17 protein-coding genes, 1 pseudogene and 1 riboswitch are annotated in these 21677 nt (G+C 37.6%); of the genes and pseudogenes, 15 read left to right on the forward strand and 3 right to left on the reverse strand.

All coding sequences use genetic code 11. From position 1 onward, the window contains the following. Nucleotides 1–34 precede the first annotated feature (34 nt). From holA to pnp, 5 genes are all read left to right on the forward strand, one after another. Nucleotides 35–1060 (forward strand): DNA polymerase III subunit delta, encoded by a 1026-nt coding sequence (gene holA / locus NY10_RS01305; protein ID WP_058918293.1) that lies wholly within the window; start codon nucleotides 35–37, stop codon nucleotides 1058–1060. A 158-nt stretch (nucleotides 1061–1218) separates the two neighbouring features. Beyond that, nucleotides 1219–1476 carry a 30S ribosomal protein S20 gene (gene rpsT, locus NY10_RS01310; protein WP_058918294.1) on the forward strand — a complete coding sequence of 86 codons (258 nt, stop codon included), beginning with the start codon at nucleotides 1219–1221 and terminating at the stop codon, nucleotides 1474–1476. A 273-nt stretch (nucleotides 1477–1749) separates the two neighbouring features. Continuing rightward, nucleotides 1750–3735 (forward strand): excinuclease ABC subunit UvrB, encoded by a 1986-nt coding sequence (uvrB, locus tag NY10_RS01315; RefSeq protein ID WP_058918295.1) that lies wholly within the window; start codon nucleotides 1750–1752, stop codon nucleotides 3733–3735. 143 nt (nucleotides 3736–3878) lie between these two features. Next, nucleotides 3879–4148, forward strand: coding sequence for a 30S ribosomal protein S15 (gene rpsO / locus NY10_RS01320; RefSeq protein WP_058918296.1), 270 nt, complete (start codon nucleotides 3879–3881; stop codon nucleotides 4146–4148). Between the two features lie 197 nt (nucleotides 4149–4345). Beyond that, nucleotides 4346–6454 (forward strand): polyribonucleotide nucleotidyltransferase, encoded by a 2109-nt coding sequence (pnp, locus tag NY10_RS01325; protein ID WP_058918297.1) that lies wholly within the window; start codon nucleotides 4346–4348, stop codon nucleotides 6452–6454. 236 nt (nucleotides 6455–6690) lie between these two features. Here pnp and NY10_RS01330 read toward each other — a convergent pair whose 3' ends face one another. Beyond that, on the reverse strand, nucleotides 6691–7452 hold the full coding sequence (locus tag NY10_RS01330; protein ID WP_058918298.1) for an alpha/beta hydrolase: 762 nt from the start codon (nucleotides 7450–7452) through the stop codon (nucleotides 6691–6693). Nucleotides 7453–7656: 204 nt separating this feature from the next. On the opposite strand from NY10_RS01330, the gene NY10_RS01335 reads away from it, so the two are divergent. From NY10_RS01335 to NY10_RS01345, 3 genes are read left to right on the forward strand one after another with little or no spacing between them, the layout of a single operon-like run. Then, nucleotides 7657–8703 carry an aspartate-semialdehyde dehydrogenase gene (locus NY10_RS01335; RefSeq protein ID WP_058918299.1) on the forward strand — a complete coding sequence of 349 codons (1047 nt, stop codon included), beginning with the start codon at nucleotides 7657–7659 and terminating at the stop codon, nucleotides 8701–8703. Between the two features lie 40 nt (nucleotides 8704–8743). Continuing rightward, nucleotides 8744–9622, forward strand: a complete 879-nt coding sequence (dapA, locus tag NY10_RS01340) for a 4-hydroxy-tetrahydrodipicolinate synthase (protein WP_058918300.1) — start codon at nucleotides 8744–8746, stop codon at nucleotides 9620–9622. Between the two features lie 34 nt (nucleotides 9623–9656). After that, nucleotides 9657–11336, forward strand: a complete 1680-nt coding sequence (locus tag NY10_RS01345) for a ribonuclease J (protein ID WP_058918301.1) — start codon at nucleotides 9657–9659, stop codon at nucleotides 11334–11336. A gap of 44 nt (nucleotides 11337–11380) precedes the next feature. Here the strand turns inward: NY10_RS01345 and NY10_RS12740 are convergent. Both NY10_RS12740 and NY10_RS01360 read right to left on the reverse strand, forming a co-directional pair. Further along, nucleotides 11381–13220 (reverse strand): annotated as a pseudogene (locus tag NY10_RS12740) (ABC transporter permease/substrate binding protein). Continuing rightward, a complete protein-coding gene (locus tag NY10_RS01360) occupies nucleotides 13213–14412 on the reverse strand; it encodes a quaternary amine ABC transporter ATP-binding protein (protein WP_058918304.1) in 1200 nt (399 codons plus the stop codon). Before NY10_RS01360 ends, NY10_RS12740 begins: the two are co-directional and overlap by 8 nt. Before the next feature lie 450 nt (nucleotides 14413–14862). On the opposite strand from NY10_RS01360, the gene NY10_RS01365 reads away from it, so the two are divergent. The 7 genes from NY10_RS01365 to NY10_RS01395 all read left to right on the forward strand — a co-directional run bounded on the left by NY10_RS01365 (nucleotide 14863) and on the right by NY10_RS01395 (nucleotide 21660). Continuing rightward, nucleotides 14863–15528, forward strand: coding sequence for an HD domain-containing protein (locus NY10_RS01365; RefSeq protein WP_058918305.1), 666 nt, complete (start codon nucleotides 14863–14865; stop codon nucleotides 15526–15528). Nucleotides 15529–15565: 37 nt separating this feature from the next. After that, complete coding sequence (locus NY10_RS01370; protein WP_231726755.1) at nucleotides 15566–16087, forward strand: GNAT family N-acetyltransferase; 522 nt, start codon at nucleotides 15566–15568, stop codon at nucleotides 16085–16087. Nucleotides 16088–16138: 51 nt separating this feature from the next. Next, complete coding sequence (locus NY10_RS01375; RefSeq protein ID WP_156413245.1) at nucleotides 16139–17215, forward strand: hypothetical protein; 1077 nt, start codon at nucleotides 16139–16141, stop codon at nucleotides 17213–17215. A gap of 86 nt (nucleotides 17216–17301) precedes the next feature. Beyond that, a riboswitch (TPP riboswitch) is annotated at nucleotides 17302–17404 on the forward strand. A gap of 75 nt (nucleotides 17405–17479) precedes the next feature. Further along, on the forward strand, nucleotides 17480–18064 hold the full coding sequence (gene thiT, locus NY10_RS01380) for an energy-coupled thiamine transporter ThiT (RefSeq protein WP_058918308.1): 585 nt from the start codon (nucleotides 17480–17482) through the stop codon (nucleotides 18062–18064). 147 nt (nucleotides 18065–18211) lie between these two features. Further along, complete coding sequence (cls, locus tag NY10_RS01385; RefSeq protein WP_058918309.1) at nucleotides 18212–19663, forward strand: cardiolipin synthase; 1452 nt, start codon at nucleotides 18212–18214, stop codon at nucleotides 19661–19663. A 179-nt stretch (nucleotides 19664–19842) separates the two neighbouring features. Further along, nucleotides 19843–21021 carry a betaine/proline/choline family ABC transporter ATP-binding protein gene (locus NY10_RS01390; RefSeq protein WP_058918310.1) on the forward strand — a complete coding sequence of 393 codons (1179 nt, stop codon included), beginning with the start codon at nucleotides 19843–19845 and terminating at the stop codon, nucleotides 21019–21021. A 12-nt stretch (nucleotides 21022–21033) separates the two neighbouring features. Continuing rightward, nucleotides 21034–21660 (forward strand): ABC transporter permease, encoded by a 627-nt coding sequence (locus tag NY10_RS01395; RefSeq protein WP_058918311.1) that lies wholly within the window; start codon nucleotides 21034–21036, stop codon nucleotides 21658–21660. Nucleotides 21661–21677: the final 17 nt, after the last annotated feature.

The following is a 21677-nucleotide window of genomic DNA, read 5'->3' on the forward strand; positions in this document are numbered from 1 at the left end:
CCATGAGAGAAGAACAAGAAAGTGGTGGAATGCGTTGGATTTTGCAAGAGAAATAGCCAAACTAAAAAAAGGCGAGAGCGCTCCAGTTTATTTAGTATTAGGAACAGAATCATATTTAGCTGGAATTGCCAGAGACACATTTATTCAATCCATCTTAAAAGAGGACGAGATTGATTTGAATTTTGGCGCTTATGATATGGAAGAAGTCCCGCTTGGAGTAGCGTTAGACGATGCAGAGTCCATCCCTTTTTTTGGAGATCATCGATTAGTTATCATTGATCGTCCTCTTTTTTTAACCGGTGAAAGAACCAAATCAAAAGTTGAACACGATATAAAATGGTTTGAACAATACTTGAATCATCCTTCTGATACAACCGTTTTAGTCGTTTTTGCCCCTTATGAAAAGTTAGATGAACGCAAAAAAATTACGAAATTACTGAAAAAAACGGCTACTTTGATCGAAGTTGCAGCGTTATCAGAAAAAGAAATGCGGCACTATTTAAAAGATACCATTGAAAATGAAGGGTTTAAAATATCTCCGGAAGCTTTTGAATTGTTCATTCAATTAACAGATGCTAAACTTTCAGTTGCAATGGCGGAATTGCCAAAATTGTTTCTTTTCGGACAAGACACCAAATTGATCACTAAAGAAGCTGTCAACGAATTAGTCGCTAAATCATTGGAACAAAATATTTTTGCATTAAATGAATATGTTTTGAAAAAGGATGTCGGTTCAGCACTTAATTTATATCAAGACTTGTTATTGCAAAAAGAAGATCCCATAAAAATCAACGCGATTATGACCACTCAGTTTCGTTTATTGATTCAAATTAAAATACTTGAAAAAAAAGGATACCAACAAGGAGACATTGCTAAACTCTTGAAAGTGCATCCTTACCGGGTGAAATTAGGAATTCAGCAAATGAGAAAATTCAAAGAGCAAGCGTTATTGGAGGCCTATAACGGTTTAATTGAAGCGGAATACCGTTTAAAGACTGGCCAAGGAAATCGCGAAATGCAATTCGAATTATTTGTTTTGCAGTTTTCAGGCGGCCGTTAAAGAAATTAAAATCGTCACTTGCCGTTTAAGCTATCAAGTAAAAAAACTTTACAGTTTATATTGCAATGAAGCCAGGCATTATGTATAATGATTAAGTGTTGGAAACAACTAGAATAATCTATTTTAAGTTGTAATTAATTGAAAGTGGGGTGAATCAAATGCCAAACATCGAATCTGCAATCAAACGTGTCCGTACTTCAGAAAAATCAGCTTTAGAAAACAATGTGCAAAAGAGCGCTATGCGTACTGCTGTGAAAAAATTTGTTCAAGCTGTTGAAGCTGGAAGCGAAGATACTGAGGCTTTACACAAAGAAGCAATCAGAGCTATAGACATGACTGCATCAAAAGGATTGATTCATAAAAATAAAGCTAACCGTGACAAATCTCGTTTAACAGCTAAATTAGCTAAAAAATAATTGTCGTTAGTTCTATATGAATAAAAGAGTATGGCTGTAACTATTGGGATTCCAATTGTTATAGCTTTATTTTTTTGTCTTTTTGGTTCTTTCTGACGAACTGATTTAAGGGATAGATAGTTAGAGAAACCCTCTAAGTGTGTTTTTAATAGGCAGTAGCTTTAGAGTTGTAAGAACACATGTTCAGTGGTAGAATGAAAAGATAGAAATAACATAATGCTGCTATTCTTAACCTAATAAGAGAGAAAAAATGACTGGAAGTGAAAAGTAATCATGGAGAAAGATCGTTTTAAACTCGTATCGAATTACCAACCTGGTGGAGACCAGCCCAATGCCATTAAAGAATTAGTCAAAGGCCTTGAAGAAGGAAAAAAAGAGCAAACTTTATTGGGCGCAACGGGTACAGGCAAAACATTTACTGTTTCGAATGTCATTCAAGAAGTGAACAAGCCGACTCTTGTGATTGCTCACAATAAAACATTAGCAGGTCAATTGTATGGAGAATTTAAAGAGTTTTTCCCTAATAACGCAGTCGAATACTTTGTCAGTTACTATGATTATTATCAACCAGAAGCTTATGTCCCTTCTAGCGATACCTTTATTGAGAAAGAATCAAGTGTTAACGATGAAATTGATAAATTACGCCATTCTGCAACTAGTTCGTTATTGGAACGGCGTGATGTGATTGTCGTTGCTTCTGTTTCATGTATCTATGGATTAGTGAACCCGCTTGATTATCGTGATCACGTATTATCTATCCGTGTTGGTGCAGAAATGAACCGTGATGAGATGCTGCGTCGTCTAGTAGATATGCAATTTGAACGAAATGACATTGATTTTCAACGGGGACGTTTTCGTGTGCGAGGCGATGTTGTTGAGATTTTCTTGGCATCGCGAGACAGTGAAGCTATCCGTGTAGAATTTTTTGGTGATGAAATCGATCGGATTCGTGAAGTAGATGTTTTGACCGGAGAAGTTAAAGCTGATGTGCAACATGTGCCGATTTTTCCAGCGACTCACTTTGTTGCTAATGATGAACAAACACGTAATGCAGTTAAAACCATACAAGCTGAATTAGAAGACCGGTTGAAAGTTTTGCGTTCAGAAGATAAATTGATAGAAGCTCAGCGATTGGAACAGCGTACCAATTACGATTTAGAAATGCTTTTAGAAATGGGTTACTGTTCTGGAATAGAAAACTATTCCAGACATATGGATGGACGCGAGCCTGGTCAAGCACCATATACGTTAATGGACTTTTTCCCGGATGATTTTTTGATTGTAGTCGATGAGTCCCATATCACTATGTCGCAAATCAGAGGAATGTATAACGGCGACAGAGCGAGAAAAGAGCGTTTAATAGAATATGGTTTCCGTTTGCCGAGTGCATTAGACAACAGACCCTTGCGTTTAGAAGAATTTGAAAAACACGTCAATCAGATCATGTACATCTCAGCGACACCTGGTCCTTATGAATTGGAAAGAACCCCTGAAGTCGTTGAACAAATCATTCGGCCTACAGGTTTGTTGGATCCGATTATTGAAGTGCGTCCGATCAAAGGACAAATTGATGATTTGATCAGCGAAATAAATGACCGTATTGAGAAAAATGAGCGTGTCTTTGTTACGACGTTAACTAAAAAAATGTCAGAAGATTTAACGGATTATCTAAAAGAGGTCGGCATTAAAGTAGCGTATCTGCATAGCGATATCAAGACCCTGGAGCGGACCGAAATTATTCGTGATTTGCGTTTAGGGGTTTATGATGTCTTGATAGGTATTAACTTACTTCGTGAAGGGATCGATGTGCCGGAAGTATCACTGGTAACGATTTTAGATGCAGATAAAGAAGGTTTCTTAAGAAGTGAGCGTTCTTTGGTTCAAACGATTGGACGAGCGGCCCGTAATCAAAACGGGAAAGTTATTATGTACGCTGATAAAGTAACGGATTCTATGAAAGGCGCTATAGGAGAAACGGAAAGACGTCGCGCAACCCAAGTAGCGTACAACGAAGAACACAACATTACACCAACGACTATCGTTAAAGAAGTTCGTGATTTGATTTCTATTACAACAGCTGTAAGTGGAGAAGAAGGGGAATTGACTTCTGGAAAAGTAGCTAGTTTATCGAAAAAAGAAAGAAAAGAATTGATCATGAAAATGGAAGCTGAAATGCATGAAGCTGCAAAAACATTAGACTTTGAGAAAGCAGCTAATCTACGTGATATTATTTTAGAATTGACTGCTCAATACAAATAAGAAAACCATAGATTAATGCTTGCATTTATGTCCGACATCATGTAAAGTTTACTTGTGCTTAAAACACAATCCTTTACTTGGTTTAACGAATCACCAACGTCTACTCAGTAATAGGACAAACTAAAAGAAAGAGGTGCTTAGAAATGGCAATTTCTAAAGAAAGAAAGAACGAAATCATGAAAGCATACGCAACACACGAAGGAGATACTGGTTCTCCAGAAGTGCAAATTGCTGTATTGACTGAAGAAATCAACCACTTAAACGAACACGCACGTGTTCATAAAAAAGACCACCATTCTTACCGTGGACTTATGAAAAAAATTGGACACCGTCGTAACTTGTTAGCTTACCTACGTAACAAAGACGCTAGCCGTTACCGTGATTTGATTCAAAGCCTAGGCTTACGTCGTTAAGAAACGTATGTCTATTTAAGAAGCGAGGTTCGAAGGAATCTCGCTTCATTTTTTGTATAAAAATGCCAAACGAATGCGCATCATCAACCATCCTACTATACAAATGTGAGTGTTTAATTCTTTAAAGGCTGACATTTGTTTAGTAGTCTGTGTGGAAAAATGAGCGTAGTTTGATAGAAAAAGGAGAACAACAATATATGACAAAGAAACAAGTATTTACTAAAGAGTGGGCTGGCCGGACATTAACTGTCGAAGTCGGTCAATTAGCTAAACAAGCAAGCGGGGCAGCATTGATTCGTTACGGCGATACAGCTGTTTTATCAGCATCAGTAGCTAGTAAAAAAGCAAAAGATGTCGATTTTTTTCCGTTAACCGTTAATTATGAAGAAAAAATGTATTCCGTTGGTAAAATCCCAGGCGGGTTCATCAAACGTGAAGGACGTCCGAGTGAAGCAGCAACGCTGACCGCTCGTTTGATTGATCGTCCGATTCGTCCAATGTTTGCGGATGGTTTTCGTAATGAAGTACAAGTAACCAATACAGTAATGTCAGTGGATCAAAACTGTTCACCGTCTTTCGCAGCAATGTTTGGGTCATCACTGTCTCTAGTGATTTCAGATATTCCATTTGATGGTCCGATTGCTGGTGTTGATGTAGGTCGTGTTGATGGAGAGTATATTATCAACCCAACTGTTGAGCAAGAAGCAGTCTCAGATATCCATTTAACTGTTGCAGGTACTAAAGAAGCTATTAACATGGTTGAAAGCGGAGCAAAAGAAGTTTCGGAAGAAGACATGTTAGGCGCATTGCTTTTTGGTCATAATGCTATTAAAGAATTAGTAGCTTTCCAAGAAGAAATTCAAGCTGCTGTAGGTAAAGAAAAAAGCGAAGTTTCTTTATTACAAGTTGATGCGGATTTAGAAAAAGAAATCAATGCTGCTTATAAAGAAAAAATGAGTATAGCAATTAAAACTGAAGAAAAATTAGCTCGTGAAGTTAATATTGAAGCCGTTAAAGAAGAAGCGATTTTATTCTACCAAGAGGAATACAAAGAACACGAAGAAGCTGGCCGTATCAACAAAGAAATCAAGAAAATCGTTGAAGATATGGAAAAAGACGAAGTTCGTCGTTTGATCACTGTAGATAAGATTCGTCCAGATGGCCGTAAGATTGACGAAATTCGTTCTTTAGCATCTGAAATTGGAATCTTGCCAAGAACGCATGGTTCAGGATTATTTACACGTGGCCAAACCCAAGCTCTTACCATCGCTACTTTGGCTCCACTTGGAGAACACCAAATTATTGATGGCCTAGGTATTGAAGAAAGCAAACGATTCATCCATCATTACAATTTCCCACAATTCTCTGTCGGCAGTACTGGTCCAAATCGTGGTCCTGGTCGTCGTGAAATTGGTCATGGGGCACTTGGAGAACGTGCTTTATCACAAGTTATTCCTAATGAAGAAGAGTTCCCTTACATGATTCGTTTGGTCTCAGAAGTTTTAGAATCAAATGGATCTTCTTCTCAAGCAAGTATTTGCGCAGGCACGTTAGCTTTAATGGATGCAGGGGTTCCAATTAAAGCTCCAGTAGCTGGTATTGCGATGGGGCTTGTAATGGAAGGCGAAAACTATACGGTCTTAACAGATATTCAAGGATTAGAAGACCATTTAGGCGATATGGACTTTAAAGTTGCCGGAACAACTGCTGGAATCACAGCTCTTCAAATGGATATTAAAATACAAGGAATCACACCGCAAATTTTAGAAGAAGCATTGTCACAAGCTAAAAAAGCCCGTTTAGAGATTTTAGATGAGTTGGTATCCACTATTGCTGAACCACATAAAGAATTAAGCAAATACGCTCCGAAAATCGAAATGATGCAAATCAAACCTGAAAAAATCAAAGTAGTTATTGGCCGAGGCGGCGATCAAATCAATGCTATTATTGAAGAAACTGGTGTGAAAATTGACATCGATCAAGAAGGTAAAATCAGTATTGCTTCTGAAGATGCAGCGATGATCAAACGTGCTAAAGACATTATTAAAGAATTGACTCAAGATATTGAAATTGGAAAAGTTTACAAAGGTAAAGTTAAACGAATTGAAAAATTCGGAGCTTTTGTAGAAATTGCTAAAGGCAAAGACGGACTAGTCCATATTTCAGAGTTAGCTAATGAACGTGTTGGCAAAGTAGAAGATGTTCTAGCATTAGATGAATTAATCGATGTTAAAGTTATTGAAATTGACAAACAAGGAAGAATCAATCTTTCTCGTAAAGCTTTATTGAAAAAAGAAGAAGACTAAATAAACTGAATGATCAAAGTAAAAATCCTCTTTCCAAAACGGAAAGAGGATTTTACTTTTGTCTAAATACAACGGCTTAGAGCGATGATAATATAGGACTAACAAAACACCGGCCTTTCTTATAAAGACGCACTGACGCGGCAATAAATCGCCTTAGAATCCATTCTGGTGTCTCATCTGCCATAGTTAATGCGGGTTTTCCGCCCATACACATCAATACCAATGACTCATCGTTATTATTCTGGAAGAGTATCCAACCAATTTTGAAGTGTTGTAAATACTGCTTCTTGTTGACGATTATTAGTGATATCTGGAGAAGAGTCGCCTTTTTGTGCTCCATAACTGCCAAAACCAGCATGGTTTCCGCCTTCAATGACGTAATAAACTGTTTTTTGGGGCAAGAAAACTTTATTTTTTTGGTAAGTTTCTTGGTTTAACACTCCGTCATTTGAACCGGTGACCGATAAAACGGGAAGTGAGCTGTTTTGTAAGCTTCCTTTTTCATCTGGGTAACTGGCTAAAAAGAAAACACCTTTTAAGACAGGAGCTTTTAAAGGGTTTTCCATTTGTGCATGTGCAAAGCGGCTAGCCATAACACCGCCTAACGAATGTCCGCCAATAACATAGGACCCAATGTCATATTCATCCAGCACTTTTTGAGCTTTATCTGCAGCAAGAACAGCTAAGTTTAAAGGGTGTCGAATTAAAAAGACGGAATGACCATTTTCGGCTAATTTTGAAGCCCAAATACTGTAACTTTTTTCTTCGACAAGAGCGCCTTGGTAAAATAAAATAGCTGTATCAGAAACAGGTTTAATTGGCTCAAAGTAAACGACCTCTGGTGTTTCATCCACATGATACATTTGTTGAGAAGCAGCTGCTTGAAGAGCTTGTACAGAGGGGTGATAGGTTACTCTCTGAAGTATCAACATGCCTGATAAAAAAATTACAGCAACAATCAATAAACCGATAAGAAAAATTTTATGCTTTTTTTTCATCTCTTTTTCCTTTCTGTCATAGAATGTAAGGATCTAACCTATTTTAGCATAGCAGCAGCTTCTCGGTAGATGAAATTAGCGGGAAGAGGGAATAAACTAGATTTGTATGATTTCATCGCTATTTGTGCTAAAATATATATTGGCTACTTTTGTAGATAAAGTGATGAATAAATTAATCAAAAGATTTGTAGAGGAGACTTTTAAATGAGTGGATATACTATTGCAATAGTTGGTGCAACTGGAGCGGTTGGAACTAAAATGATTGAAATGCTAGGAAGCTCAAGCTTGCCTATAAATAAAATCAAACTGCTTGCATCAAAGCGTTCAGCTGGGAAAAAATTATACTTTAATGATGTAGAGCTAACGATTGAAGAAACAACAGCTGATTCATTTGATGGAGTAGATATTGCATTATTCAGTGCAGGCGGCGACATTTCAAAAGAATTTGCTCCTGAAGCGGTTAAAAGAGGAGCCATTGTGATCGACAATACTAGTGCTTATCGGATGGATCCTACTGTTCCTTTAGTTGTACCTGAAGTAAATGCAGATGCTATGAAAAACCATAACGGAATCATCGCTAACCCAAATTGTTCTACGATTCAAATGATGGTGGCTTTGCAACCGATCCGTAAAAAATATGGTTTAAAACGCATCATTGTTTCTACTTATCAAGCTGTTAGCGGTGCCGGAGCAGCAGCATTAGAAGAAATGAAAGAACAAGCACAACACATGTTAAACGATGAACCTTATGATGCTAAAATATTACCATCAGGAGGCGATAAAAAGCATTTTCCGATTGCTTTTAACATATTGCCGCAAATTGATGTTTTTGCAGAGGGCGGTTACACTTATGAAGAGTGGAAAATGATCAATGAAACTAAAAAAATCATGTCTGACGATCATATCAAAGTTTCAGCTACTTGCGTTCGTGTTCCGGTGGTTTCTGGACATTCAGAGTCAGTTTATATCGAAGTAGCAGATGAAAGTGCTACTGTTGCAGGGATTCAAGATGTATTGCGTATAGCCCCTGGTGTAGAACTACAAGATGATCCAGCAACGCAATTGTACCCAACTCCTCTTACTGCAGTAGGGAAAAAAGAAACCTTTGTAGGAAGAATCAGACAAGATGTAGATGAAAAATTGGGTTTCCATATGTGGGTCGTTTCTGATAATTTAGTCAAAGGCGCAGCTTGGAATTCTATTCAGATTGCTGAAAGTCTGCATAGCTTAGATTTAGTAAAAGAAAAATAGTCAGCTAATAAAGTTGTTTTTGAAAGAGAAGGTGAACGGAATGGATTTTAAGAAAGCAAGAGTGATCACAGCGATGGCGACACCCTTTAACGCTGAAGGCCAAATGGATTTCAGCAAATTAGAAACGTTGATCGACTATCTTTTGTCCAACGGCAGTGAAGGATTAGTGGTCGGCGGAACAACTGGCGAGTCACCTACATTATCACGAGATGAAAAAGTGAGCTTATACCAAAAAACAGTTGAATTGGTAAATGGCCGTGTACCGATTATTGCAGGGACAGGTTCGAATAATACGGCTGAAACGATTTCTTTCACTAAAGAAGTCGAACAAATGAATGGAATCGATGCAGTACTGGTCGTAGCTCCTTATTATAATAAGCCTAATCAAGCAGGACTATATGCTCATTTTGAGGCGGTTTCTCAAAATACGAAACTGCCGATCATCATTTATAATGTACCTGGCCGAACAGGTGTGGCAATCGAACCTGCTACAACGATTCGTTTAGCAGCATTGGATAATATTATTGGTGTGAAAGAATGTTTAGGAATGGATGCAATCAGTGAAATCGTAGAACAAACCAATGATGATTTTCTGGTTTATTCAGGAGAAGATAATTTAGCTTATCCTGCATTTTGCGTTGGAGCAACAGGTGTGATTTCCGTTGCCAGCCATCTATTTGGTAAAGAAATGGTTGAAATGTTTGATTTATTTGAATCAAGAGAAGTGGCAGAAGCGGCAAAAGTACACCGTCAATTGGTGCCTAAAATGGCTAGTTTATTCACTGTACCTTCGCCGGCACCGGTTAAGATGGCATTGAACCATTTAGGCGTAGATGTAGGCGGGTTAAGATTGCCTCTTGTAGCTTGTTCCAATGAAGAAGAGCAAAAGATATTAACTGTATTAGAGCTAGGCGACTAGTGAGACAAGAATAGAGAGAAATAGAGGTGAAGAAATGAGTAACATTAAAATTATTTCGCTAGGTGGCGTACGTGAAAATGGTAAAAATATGTACGTTGTTGAAGTGGAAGATGAAATTTTTGTCTTAGATTGCGGGTTAATGTACCCCGAGACAGAATTGTTAGGAATCGACATCGTCATTCCCGACTTTAGTTATTTAGAAGAAAATCGCGACCGTGTAACTGGCGTTTTCTTAACACACGGGCATGAAGATGCAATAGGAGCGCTGCCTTATTTTCTTCAGAAGTTTGATGTTCCCGTTTTTGGAACAGAACTAACCATTGCGTTAGCTAAATTATTTGTTGAAAAAGATAGCCAGACAAGCAAATTTGATGACTACCATGTCATTGATGAGAACACTGAAATTGAATTTGGCAATGCAGTCTTGAGTTTCTTTAGAACCACGCATACGATTCCAGATTCAGTAGGAGTAACGTTAAAAACAGATGAAGGCAGTATCGTTTATACTGGAGACTTTAAATTTGACCAAAGTGCAACGCCAGCTTATCAAACAGATTTAGCTAAAATCAGCGATATTGGAAAAAATAAAGTTCTGGCTTTGTTAAGTGATTCAAGCGATGCAGAAAGCCCTGTTGAAAATGTGAGCGATTTGAGAGTTGCTGAAGAGGTAGTGGATACTTTCCGTAATACTGAGGGACGTATTATTGTCGCGAGTGTTGCGAGCAATATTTTACGAATCCAACAAGTCTTAGATGCAGCGTACAAATCTTGGAGAAAAGTGTTTATTACTGGGAAGCAGTTAGAAGAAATCGTAGACATTGCTATGAAACTCAAAAAAATCAACTTGCCAAGTGAAGATTTGATCGTTCCGATTGAAGATATCGATAAATACAAAGATGAAGAAATCGTGGTTCTAGAAACGGGAACAACTGGCGAACCAATTAAAACCTTGCGTAAAATGGCAGCAGGAAAACATCCTCAAGTAAATATTAAAGAAGGCGATTTGATTTATATCGTGACCAGTCCTTCTGTCAGTATGGAAGTTAATGTGGCAACAACAGAAAACATGATTTACCGTGCAGGCGGAGTAGTCAAACAAATTTCTGATAATTTGAAAGCTTCTGGCCATGCTACACCAAATGATTTGAAACTGATGTTAAATCTGATCAAGCCAACGTACTTTATCCCAGTTATGGGAGAGTATCGCCGTTTAGCTGCTCATGCTAAATTAGCTCATGAAGTCGGAATTCCATTTAAAAATATTTTTATACCTGGAAAAGGCGATGTGATCGAATATAAAAATGACCGGATGCATATGTCAGGTCAAGTAGAAGCAGGCAACACGATGGTAGATGGTATTGGTATTGGCGATATTGGAAATATCGTTTTACGTGACCGCAAGCTGCTTTCAGAAGATGGTATATTTGTTGCTGTTGTAACGATTAGCCGTAAAAAAGGCAAAATTATGTCTGGTCCTGAAGTAATGACTCGCGGATTTGTTTACGTTAAAGAAAATACTGATTTGATTGCCGCAAGCAATGAAATTGTGCGAGAAGTAGTAGAAGACAATTTAAACCATAAAGAATTCGAATGGAGTCGCTTGAAGCAAGAAATCAGAGATGCTTTAAGTAAATTCTTGTTTGAACAAACGCGCAGAAGACCTGTTATTTTGCCAATTATTATGGAAACGAGTTCTCGTAACCGTCGAAAATAAAAAAATCCTGAATCGATTATCGATTCAGGATTTTTTTATTTTATTTATTTTGCTACATCTTTTGTCCATTCAGCAACACGATCAGGGTTTTCTTCAATCCAAGCTTTTGCAGCATCTTTTGGATCTTCACCTTTGTTGATGTTCAGCATAATTTCTTCCATTTCATCAGTTGTCCAGTTGAATTGGTCCAATACTTGATACGCTTCTGGCATATCTTCTTTTAATCCTTCACGAACCATTGTATTGATTGTTTCAGCAGCTCCAAAAGAATTTTCTGGATCCTCTAAATATTTTAAATCATAGGTAGCGAATTTCCAGTGAGGAGACCAACCTGTAACAATGATATCTTCTTCATTGGCAATAGCTTGTTTTAAAGCAACAGTCATAGCACCTGATGAAGAAGTCTCAACAGACCAGTCGCTTAAATTAGGGTAATCCTCAAGTGATTGTTCAGCTGCAGCTACAACACCAGCACCAGGTTCAATACCAGTGATGGTTTGTTTTGCTTCGTCTGTTAAATCAGCGATTGAATCAACATCCATATATTCAGGAACGACTAAGCCGATTTTAGCGCCTTCTAAGTTTTCGCCTAGGTCAACAATTTGGTCACCGTATTTTTCATACTGTGAACCATGAGTTCCTGGTAACCAAGCAGCTACCATCCCATCGACTTCACCACTTGAGACAGCTTCCCACATGACGGCGTTGTCTAGTGGAACTAAGGTCACATCGTAACCCAGATCTTCTAAAACAGTACCGATGACATTGGTTGAAGCAACTTCAGTATCCCATTCGACATAAGCTAAATCAATTGCTTGTCCTTTGCCGACAGTATCTTCTTTCGCAGCATCGTCCTCAGCGGCACAACCTGCAGCAACTAATGATAAACCTAGCCCGGCTATAAGGCTCAGGCGTTTCCAATTAAATTTTGACATAATTGATTCATCTCCCTTTTCATAATGTTTAATTTTTCAACTATAAAAGTTTTCAAATTTTAATGTGTTGATAGAGTTAACGGTCTTTTTAATTAATAAATTAGGCTTTTTTATTTAACTTCTGTGTAATGCGGTCAATGATGATCGCAAGTACAACTAAGCCGATGCCCGATACGAAACCTGTACCGATTTGAGCACGTTGTAGGGAAGAAAGAACTTCTCTTCCAAGACCAGGAGCACCAATCATAGAGGCAATAACAACCATGGATAATGCAAGCATAACCGTTTGGTTGATACCAGCCATAATGGTTGATTTAGCTAAAGGCAACTCAACTTTAAATAATTTTTGTGGTCCTGTACTACCGAAAGCTTCAGCAGCTTCCGCCAGTTCGCTTGAAACTTGACGAATCCCTAAATTAGTAAATCGAACAGTAGGGGGGATAGCGAAAATTAGAGATGCAAACACCCCAGGTACCATACCAATACCGAAGAAAGCAACGGCAGGAATCAAATAAACGAAAGCAGGCATAGTCTGCATAAAGTCAAGAACAGGAGACAATATGGCGTTAGCCGTTTTGCTTTTAGCCATTAAAATACCGAATGGAACACCAATGATAACAGACAGTAAGCTGGCCACTAATACTAAAGTGACGGTATTCATTAGGTTTTCCCAGTGGCCTTGATTATAAATGAACCACAAGCCTACCAGAGAAAAGGCTGCTAATCCAAACTTTTTGCCAGATACAAAAAACGCTAGCAGAGCAATAAGAATGATAAAAATAATCGGCGGGATAAACAATAGAGTATTTGTAACACCCTCCATAAAAATCTCCGAGTATTTTTGAATTGGATTAAAGAGAAACGCAAAGGCTTGAGTAATCCAAGCTGTTAGTTCTTCAACGGCATTTGCTACCGGTAATTTAGGAATCAAATCTAAAATGTTATTCATGTACTGAATCCTCCTCACTTTCACCAGCTAGCGCGGCGATAACCGCACCTCTGACAATAATTCCAACTAGTTTGCCATTGTCAACTACTGCAACAGGAGTTGTTGAATCATGGATAACAGAGAAAATATCGTTCATAGTTGTTGTTCTAGTGACGATTGGAATATCCGTTCTAAGGATGGTTTCAATTTTTGTGATGCCATCTTTACGTGCTGTAGAAGCATCCTCGGCAGTAATGTATCCTTGTAAGTTTCGACTGCTGTCAACCACTAAAATACTAGATAGACCTTCGCGGCGCATTTGTTCCAAAGCCACACGCGGACCATGATTTTTGATGTTTACAGTCTCAGGACGTTTCATAATGTGTTCAGCTGTCAATACTTTAGAACGGTCTACGTCTTCAACAAATCGTTCCACGTAATCATTTGCTGGATTCATTAAGATTTCTTCTGGAGTACCGATTTGAACAATTACGCCATCTTTCATTAAAGCAATCCGGTCACCGATTCGTAAAGCTTCATTTAAATCATGTGTGATAAAGATGATAGTTTTTTTAACGTTAGCTTGTAAATCAACTAACTCGTCTTGCATTTCTTTCCGGATCAATGGGTCTAAAGCAGAAAAAGCTTCATCCATTAATAAGATTTCAGGATTATTGGCTAATGCACGAGCTAAGCCGACACGTTGTTGCATACCACCTGAAAGTTGGTGAGGGTATTGATCCCGGTAATCTCCTAAACTTGCATTTTCCAAAGCTTTTATCGCTTTTTCAGAACGTTCTTTCTTATCAACACCTTGGATTTCTAATCCGTATTCAGTATTTTCTAAAATAGTACGGTGCGGGAATAAAGCAAAGTTTTGAAAAACCATGCTTAGTTTTTCACGGCGAACTTGACGTAAAGCTTTCTTATCCATTTTAGATAAGTTTTCTCCATCAATATAGATGTTTCCTTTTGTAGCATCAATCAATCGGTTGAACATACGCACTAACGTAGATTTTCCACTACCGGATAACCCCATGATAACAAAAACTTCACCTTCTTCAATCGTGAAGCTGACATCATTCACACCAACTGTAGCTCCGGTCTCTTTTAAAATTTCTTGCTTTGTTTTGTTTTGTTCCAATAACTCCAAAGCACGGTCACTTTTTTTACCGAAAATTTTCGTGACGTTCTCAACTTTTATTTTTGACAAAGTATCCACTCCTTTATTTTTTTTACATCCTCTAGTGCACCCTATAGTCTATAGAAATGCGAGAAACGTTTGTTGAAGAAGAATAACCTTTCATTTTTAATTTAATCTCAAATAGAAATGAATGGCTATAAAGCCAGTTTTTACTCAAAACAAGCTTCCCGAATAAGGCACAAAAATGAGTGTAACATTATCTTGAAGAAATGAAAACAAAAGTGATTTTCATAAATCATCAATAACAGCTTGTTTTCATTGTCATAGCAGAGCTATGAGCAGAAAATAAGAAATTGGTAAGAATTAACACATGGGAGGAAAATTCATCTTTTTTTAAAATAAATAACAAAGCAGGACAAGCCTTACAGAGGAAGTTACTTCTTGTGATTTCATCGGTAGATTGATAAACTAGAATGGATAAAATAACAAAGAGAAAATAAAATCCAAGGAGTCTATTAAATGGTATCCGGACATCAAAAGCAAATTTTAAAACAAACAGAAGAGTATGTTTATGATTTATTAAAAGATGATGCTAGTGGTCATGACTGGTGGCATATTGACCGCGTGCGAAATGTAGCTAAAACGATCGCGATACAAGAGACTGAAGAAGTAAACTTTTTTATCTGTGAAATGGCAGCACTGTTACACGATGTCGCTGATGGGAAGTTAAACAAGAGCGAAGCAGCAGGAGAAGAAAAAATTCGTAATTGGCTCAAAACTATTGAATTGGAAGAACAAGAACGGATGGCTATTTTAGATATTATTTTACATTTGTCGTATAAAGGCGGAACGAATAAAAAAAGACTTTCTTCATTAGAAGGGAAAATAGTTCAGGATGCAGATCGTTTAGATGCTATGGGAGCTGTTGGAATTGCTCGGACAATGGCTTATACCGGAGCACACGGTCGTCTGATTCACCATCCAGACCTTCTTCCAAGAGAAAATTTAACGCTTGAACAGTACCGTTCTGGTGAAGATACTGGCATCATGCATTTTTATGAGAAGCTTTTAAAATTAAAAAGTACGATGAATACATCCGTTGGCAAAAAAATGGCAAGTCACCGACATATTTATATGGAAAACTATCTAAAGGAGTTTTTTCAAGAGTGGGAAGGCGACCGTTGAAAAATAGAAGCACTAAACAAAGTTTAAGCTAGAACTCGTGGTACGATTAGGTGAAATTTATAGAGGCGGTGAAGGCTATATGGTACTGGCTGATGAAATAATATTGAAAGAAGCTACAATAGCAGATGCAGTTCTATTTGAAAACTATCAATTAAAAGAAACACCTTATACTGTTAAGCCGATGACAGCAATGACCGATAGTCTCCATGAAACTAAAAAATTTCCGGTTTTGATTTTAAAGGAAGAAACCTTAGTAGGATTTTTCATTTTACAAAAAGAAAAGGGGTTTTCGACTTATCCAACCGAGGAGAATGCTTTATTATTACATGCGCATTCCATTGACGAGCGTTTTCAAAACAAAGGATACGGAAAACTTTCGATGGAACGATTGCCGCTATTCATTAAAGAAAATTTTGATTCGATCGATGAGATTGTATTAGCAGTTGACTATGATAATCTAAGCGGGCAAATGCTGTATTTAAAAACGGGATTTGTCGATACAAAAAAACGAAGCAAGGAAGATGGAGCGTACAAGTTTATTTACTCAAAAAAAATATAGTACATGAAAGATAAAAAACAAAACAGAGAAAGACCAGAAGGGATTCAGAAAATGACTAAAAAAAATATCGTTCTTTCACTTCTTGTGCTGCTAACGGTAGCAACGATCATGGGGGGCACTAAATACCATCGTTATGTACAAACTGAAAAATTTAAACAAGCAGAACAAAAGCTAGATGAGACAAAAGAAGCAGAAAAGCTAGTCGCTGCTTTATTTGAAACGGAAGCAAAAGAGACGTTAGCAAAAGGTATTACGGAAAAGCAACTATCAATTGCTTTAGATAAAGTCAAAGAACTTCCTGACAGCCCTTTAAAAAAAGAGCTTCTAACTGAAGTGAGAGCAGCCGAAGAAGGGTATCAAGCTCAAAAAGTTGTTCAATCTTTGTTAATAGATAATATATTAGCTGACGAAGTGTCTGAAAGCCAATTAGAACAAGCACAAACTCATTTAGAAAAAATAAAAAAACGTTTTCCGTTGCTATATGACGAATTGAAGGTATATTTGACTGAAGCGAAAGATCAATATGAAGCAATAAAAAAAGCTGAGAAAACTTTAGCTGAATTGTTTGAGGAGCCCAAAACAGAAATAGTCAAAGAAGATGTTACTCAAGTGCAGTACGATGAAGTAAAAGCAATGATTACAGCGATAAAAAATAAGAAAGTCCAAACAGCACTTTTTGAAACATTAGCGTTGGTAGAAACTAAATTAAGGGTTATAGAACAACAACTGCTTCAAGAACAAGAAGAACAAGAACGAGTGTTGGAAGAAGAACGACTGGCTGAGCAAGAACGAATGGAAGCAATTGAAAAAGAGGCTGCTCTGCAAGAAGAGTCGGAACAAGATGAAGCATCAACTTCTACCTCTGTCAAAAGCAGCACAACGAATCAAAATACATGGCAGCCCACTCCTAAGACAACAAAGAGTCCTCAAAGCAACTGGACGGCGCCACAAAAAGATACGCAAGAACCAGAACTTCCAGCTAAAGAAAATTCTTCAGATACGGCTGAAGAGCCAGAAGATTCTTCGAGTCCAGAGATACCTAAAGACTCTGAGGTTGACATAGACTCAGGTTCAAACGATAAAGAGGAAATGAATCAAGAAAGTTCAGCTTTTTCATCGGCTGAATAAAGCGTATGGATTAAGCCGGCCGGAAGAAAGAGTTGACAAAAAGCTTTTTTGTCCGTAGTATTTGAAGAGTAAAAACTAACTGAACAACCATCACAAAGGGGTGCTGTAAAAAGCTGAGATTGAATCCTAGATTCTGACCCTTCGAACCTGTTCGTTAACACGAGCGTAGGAATTGTGACGGGGCAAATGATTTATCTTAAAAGATAATTTGAGCTCCTCCTTTGTTGTGTGGCACTGTTCGACACACTAAAGGAGGATTTTTTTATGGAAAATACACGATTACGGGTATGGATCGAAGGAACGATTGTCGCAGCTTTAGCCATTGTTTTATCCTTATTGCCGACGACTGTCGGTACAGGTTTTACTATATCATTGGGAATGATCCCGATGATACTGTATGCCCTTCGAAGAGGCGCTGTAGCAGGTATTGCATCTGGATTTTTATGGGGAGTATTACATTACTTGACGGGTGATGTCGCTATTTTAAATCTGCTGCAAGGTTTTATTGAGTATTTTGTAGCGTTTATGTTTACGGGATTTGCTGGTTTTTTTGCTAAACCCCTTCAACAAGCTTTTCGCGCAAAGCAACCTGTCAAAAAAGCAGGATATATCATTTTAGCAACAATCGTTGGAACGATAGCTCGTTTTTTCTGGCACTTTATAGCAGGGTATTACTTTTGGGGAAGTTATGCACCAGAAGGAATGAGTCCATTATGGTATTCGTTTCTTGCCAACGGAGGAAGCGCATTGGCGACTATGTTTGCAACAGGCATTGTGTTGCTTCTCTTTAACAAAACAGCACCTCATTTGTTTGTACCAAAAGAACCAACTGCATCAAGCTTCCAATGAATTAAACGATAAAACAAAAGCATCCGATTCTTTTTTTGAAGCGGATGCTTCTTTATTTGTTTTAAAAGGCGCTCTAAGTTGAATAATGCTAGCAATAGAAAAAAGAACATAGTAAGATAAGAATAAAAGTTTCGAAAGGATTAACATATGCAAATAGTTTGGATGAGTATATTAGCTATTATTGTTTTAAATATCATTTTTGCCATGATCACTGTTTTTCGAGAAAAACGAGATATCGCAGCTACATGGGCATGGTTATTGGTTTTGATGTTGTTGCCGGGAGTGGGGTTTGTTTTTTATTTATTTATCGGGAATAAATTATCCCGCAAAAAGATTTTCGATATTAAAGCTCAAGAAAGCATAGGAATGCCTGAACTTGTTCAAGCACAAAAAGAAATGCTGGCAGATGATGAAGATTTGCTGTCCAGTAGACAAGCAACAGAAAATGCCAAAGAAATGGCAAGTTTGTTTCTTGAAAGCGATGAATCTATTTTAACAAAAGGCAACAAAATACAAATTTTTACAGATGGTGCTGAAAAATACGATGCATTGATTAAAGACATTTACAAAGCTGAGCATCATATTCATATGATTTATTATATTTTTAAAGATGATAAAATCGGAAATCGCGTTTTAGCGGCTCTTGAAGAACGGGCAGCAGCGGGTGTAGAAGTTTTTGTTATTTATGATGCGTTAGGATCCCGTGCTTTGAAACCTAAATTTTTTAAAAAGCTAAAAGCTTTAGGAGGGGAAGCTGAAACTTTTTTTGGTTCCCGCTTTAGCTTTATAAATTTACGTTTTAATTACCGCAACCACAGAAAAATTGTTATTATCGATGGGAAAATTGGCTACACTGGCGGTTTCAACGTTGGGGATGAATACTTAGGAGAATATAAAAAATTTGGGTATTGGCGTGATACTCATTTGAAAATTGAAGGCAATGCCGTTTTGCCCTTGCAAAGCCGCTTTCTAATGGATTGGAACGCGACGGTTTCTCATCATAAGTTAGAATACCAAGAAAGTTATTTTCCGCTAATGAAGAAAAAAGGCAAGTCAAACATGCAGATCGTTTCAAGCGGGCCGGATACTGAAACCCAACAAATCAAAAAAGGGTACATTAAGATGATCAGTATGGCAAAAGAATCCGTTTTTATCCAAACTCCTTATTTTGTACCGGATGATTCAGTACTGGAGACTATTGAAATAGCCGTCATGTCTGGTATTGATGTTAAAATCATGATTCCTAATAAACCAGATCATCCGTTTATTTACCGAGCAACTACTTACTACGCTGCCGAATTGGTAGCCGCTGGAGCTGAAGTTTACATCTATAATAATGGGTTCTTACACGCCAAAACAATTGTGATAGACGGCGAAATCTGCTCAATTGGAACAGCTAATTTTGATATTCGAAGTTTCAAACTAAATTTTGAAGTAAATGCTTTTATTTATGACCCAGAGATTGCCAGACAACAAAAAGAAATTTTTTATAAAGATATCGAAAGCAGTTATTTATTGACTCAATCCCTATTAGATGGACAATCGCGTTGGCTGAAATTTAAACAAACATTTTCTAGATTATTTTCACCAATTTTATAACAAAGTAACTTTTCAGACGTAGAAATAGTTGGTCAAACCATTATTTTTGCGTCTTTTTTTTAAGGGATTTTTAATGAAAAGTATAGAAAGTTGATTATACGAGCGATTTAAGAGATAATTGATAAGGATAATGCGATTTTTTAGCAAAGAAAAGAAAAATAGATAAGAGGGTGGAAACTTTGATTGAATTTAAAAATGTTTCAAAAGTTTATAAAGGCGGAAAAAAAGCAGTAGACAACATCAATCTTGCGTTTAACGAAGGCGAATTTATTGTTTTTATTGGTACAAGTGGAAGTGGAAAGACAACTTCAATGCGGATGATCAACCGAATGATCGAGCCAACTTCTGGACAAATTTTAATTGATGGCCAAGATATCATGAAGAAAGATCCAGTGAAATTGCGTCGGAAAATCGGCTATGTGATCCAACAAATCGGGTTGATGCCACACATGACCATTTTTGATAACATCGTTTTAGTTCCGAAATTAATGAAATGGCCAGAGGAAGAACAAAAAGAAATCGCCAAAAAACTCATAAAAAGAGTAGATTTGCCGTTAGAGTTTCTAGATCGCTATCCTTCTGAATTGTCAGGGGGTCAGCAACAAAGAATAGGCGTTATCCGCGCTTTAGCTGCGGATCAAGACATTATTTTAATGGATGAACCGTTTGGTGCTTTGGATCCTATTACGCGAGACTCTCTCCAAGAATTATTAAAAGAACTTCAAGTAGAGATGGGAAAAACAATTATTTTTGTTACTCATGATATGGATGAAGCTTTAGATTTAGCGGACCGCATTGTCATTATGCAAGAAGGTAAAGTTGTTCAATTCGATACACCGGATAATATTCTGGCTGCTCCAGCTAATCAATTTGTAGAAGACTTTATTGGGGAAGATCGTTTGCTCCAAGCACGGCCTAATCTTCAAACAGTTGAACAAGTTATGTTGAAGAACCCTGTTTCAGTTACACCAGGCAAGTCTATTACTGATGCTATCAAACTGATGCGTGACCGCCGTGTAGACTCGTTATTAGTGACGGACGATGCAGGAATCTTAAAGGGATATGTTGATGTTGAAAGCATCGATTTAAACAGGAAACGTGCAACCAGTATTGGCGATATCATGTCGACCAAAGTTTATTTTGTACGCAAAGGAACGTTGTTAAGAGATACTGTACAACGTATTTTAAAACGCGGGTTTAAGAATGTCCCAGTAGTTGATGAAAAAAATCGTTTAATTGGAATAGTTACGCGTGCTTCTCTAGTAGATATTGTGTATGACACGATTTGGGGCGATGACGCAGAAACACCACCTGAAACGCCGATGGAATCAACCGTTTCAAAAGAAATTAAAGAGTAGGAGGGAAGAAACATGGCTGATTTTTTTGCAAGCAATGGTTCGGATCTGTTGCTGAAAACGTGGGAACATCTTTATATTTCTGCATTTGCTTTATTTTTAGGTGTGATTGTAGCTGTCCCACTTGGAATAATATTGACTCGTTTTAATAAAGTAGCGTCTATCGTAATGGGAATTGCAACGGTCTTACAAACCGTTCCTTCTTTAGCTCTACTTGCTTTGATGATTCCGTTTTTTGGAATTGGAAAAGTTCCTGCAATAATTGCTTTATTCATTTATTCGTTATTGCCAATTCTTAGAAATACCTATATTGGTGTCAAAGGAGTAGACGGAGGGCTAAAAGACGCGGGTAAAGGAATGGGTATGACCGATATGGAATTGATTCGTTTAGTCGAATTGCCGCAAGCTGCAGCGGTCATTATGTCCGGGATTCGTCTTTCCGGTGTATACGTTATTGCTTGGGCAACACTAGCTTCTTATATTGGAGCAGGCGGCTTAGGAGACTTTATTTTTAATGGATTAAATCTATTTATACCTAGCCTGATTATTGGTGGTACGATACCCGTAACGGTGTTAGCTTTATTAACAGATTTTATTTTAGGAAAATTAGAGAAAAAATTAACGCCCGCCAGCGCATACTAAATAGGAGGTTTTAAAAC

The organism is Carnobacterium sp. CP1 (assembly GCF_001483965.1).
Taxonomy (GTDB): domain Bacteria; phylum Bacillota; class Bacilli; order Lactobacillales; family Carnobacteriaceae; genus Carnobacterium_A; species Carnobacterium_A antarcticum.

What these genes read in the sequence shown, in the direction of transcription:
- dapA (WP_058918300.1), top strand. Translation starts at nt 8,744, where the DNA reads ATGGATTTTAAGAAAGCAAGAGTGATCACAGCGATGGCGACACCCTTT.
- pnp (WP_058918297.1), top strand. Translation starts at nt 4,346, where the DNA reads ATGACAAAGAAACAAGTATTTACTAAAGAGTGGGCTGGCCGGACATTA.
- NY10_RS01330 (WP_058918298.1), bottom strand. Translation starts at nt 7,452, where the DNA reads ATGAAAAAAAAGCATAAAATTTTTCTTATCGGTTTATTGATTGTTGCT.
- NY10_RS01345 (WP_058918301.1), top strand. Translation starts at nt 9,657, where the DNA reads ATGAGTAACATTAAAATTATTTCGCTAGGTGGCGTACGTGAAAATGGT.
- NY10_RS01335 (WP_058918299.1), top strand. Translation starts at nt 7,657, where the DNA reads ATGAGTGGATATACTATTGCAATAGTTGGTGCAACTGGAGCGGTTGGA.
- cls (WP_058918309.1), top strand. Translation starts at nt 18,212, where the DNA reads ATGCAAATAGTTTGGATGAGTATATTAGCTATTATTGTTTTAAATATC.
- NY10_RS01375 (WP_156413245.1), top strand. Translation starts at nt 16,139, where the DNA reads ATGACTAAAAAAAATATCGTTCTTTCACTTCTTGTGCTGCTAACGGTA.
- NY10_RS01395 (WP_058918311.1), top strand. Translation starts at nt 21,034, where the DNA reads ATGGCTGATTTTTTTGCAAGCAATGGTTCGGATCTGTTGCTGAAAACG.
- thiT (WP_058918308.1), top strand. Translation starts at nt 17,480, where the DNA reads ATGGAAAATACACGATTACGGGTATGGATCGAAGGAACGATTGTCGCA.
- rpsT (WP_058918294.1), top strand. Translation starts at nt 1,219, where the DNA reads ATGCCAAACATCGAATCTGCAATCAAACGTGTCCGTACTTCAGAAAAA.
- uvrB (WP_058918295.1), top strand. Translation starts at nt 1,750, where the DNA reads ATGGAGAAAGATCGTTTTAAACTCGTATCGAATTACCAACCTGGTGGA.
- NY10_RS01365 (WP_058918305.1), top strand. Translation starts at nt 14,863, where the DNA reads ATGGTATCCGGACATCAAAAGCAAATTTTAAAACAAACAGAAGAGTAT.
- rpsO (WP_058918296.1), top strand. Translation starts at nt 3,879, where the DNA reads ATGGCAATTTCTAAAGAAAGAAAGAACGAAATCATGAAAGCATACGCA.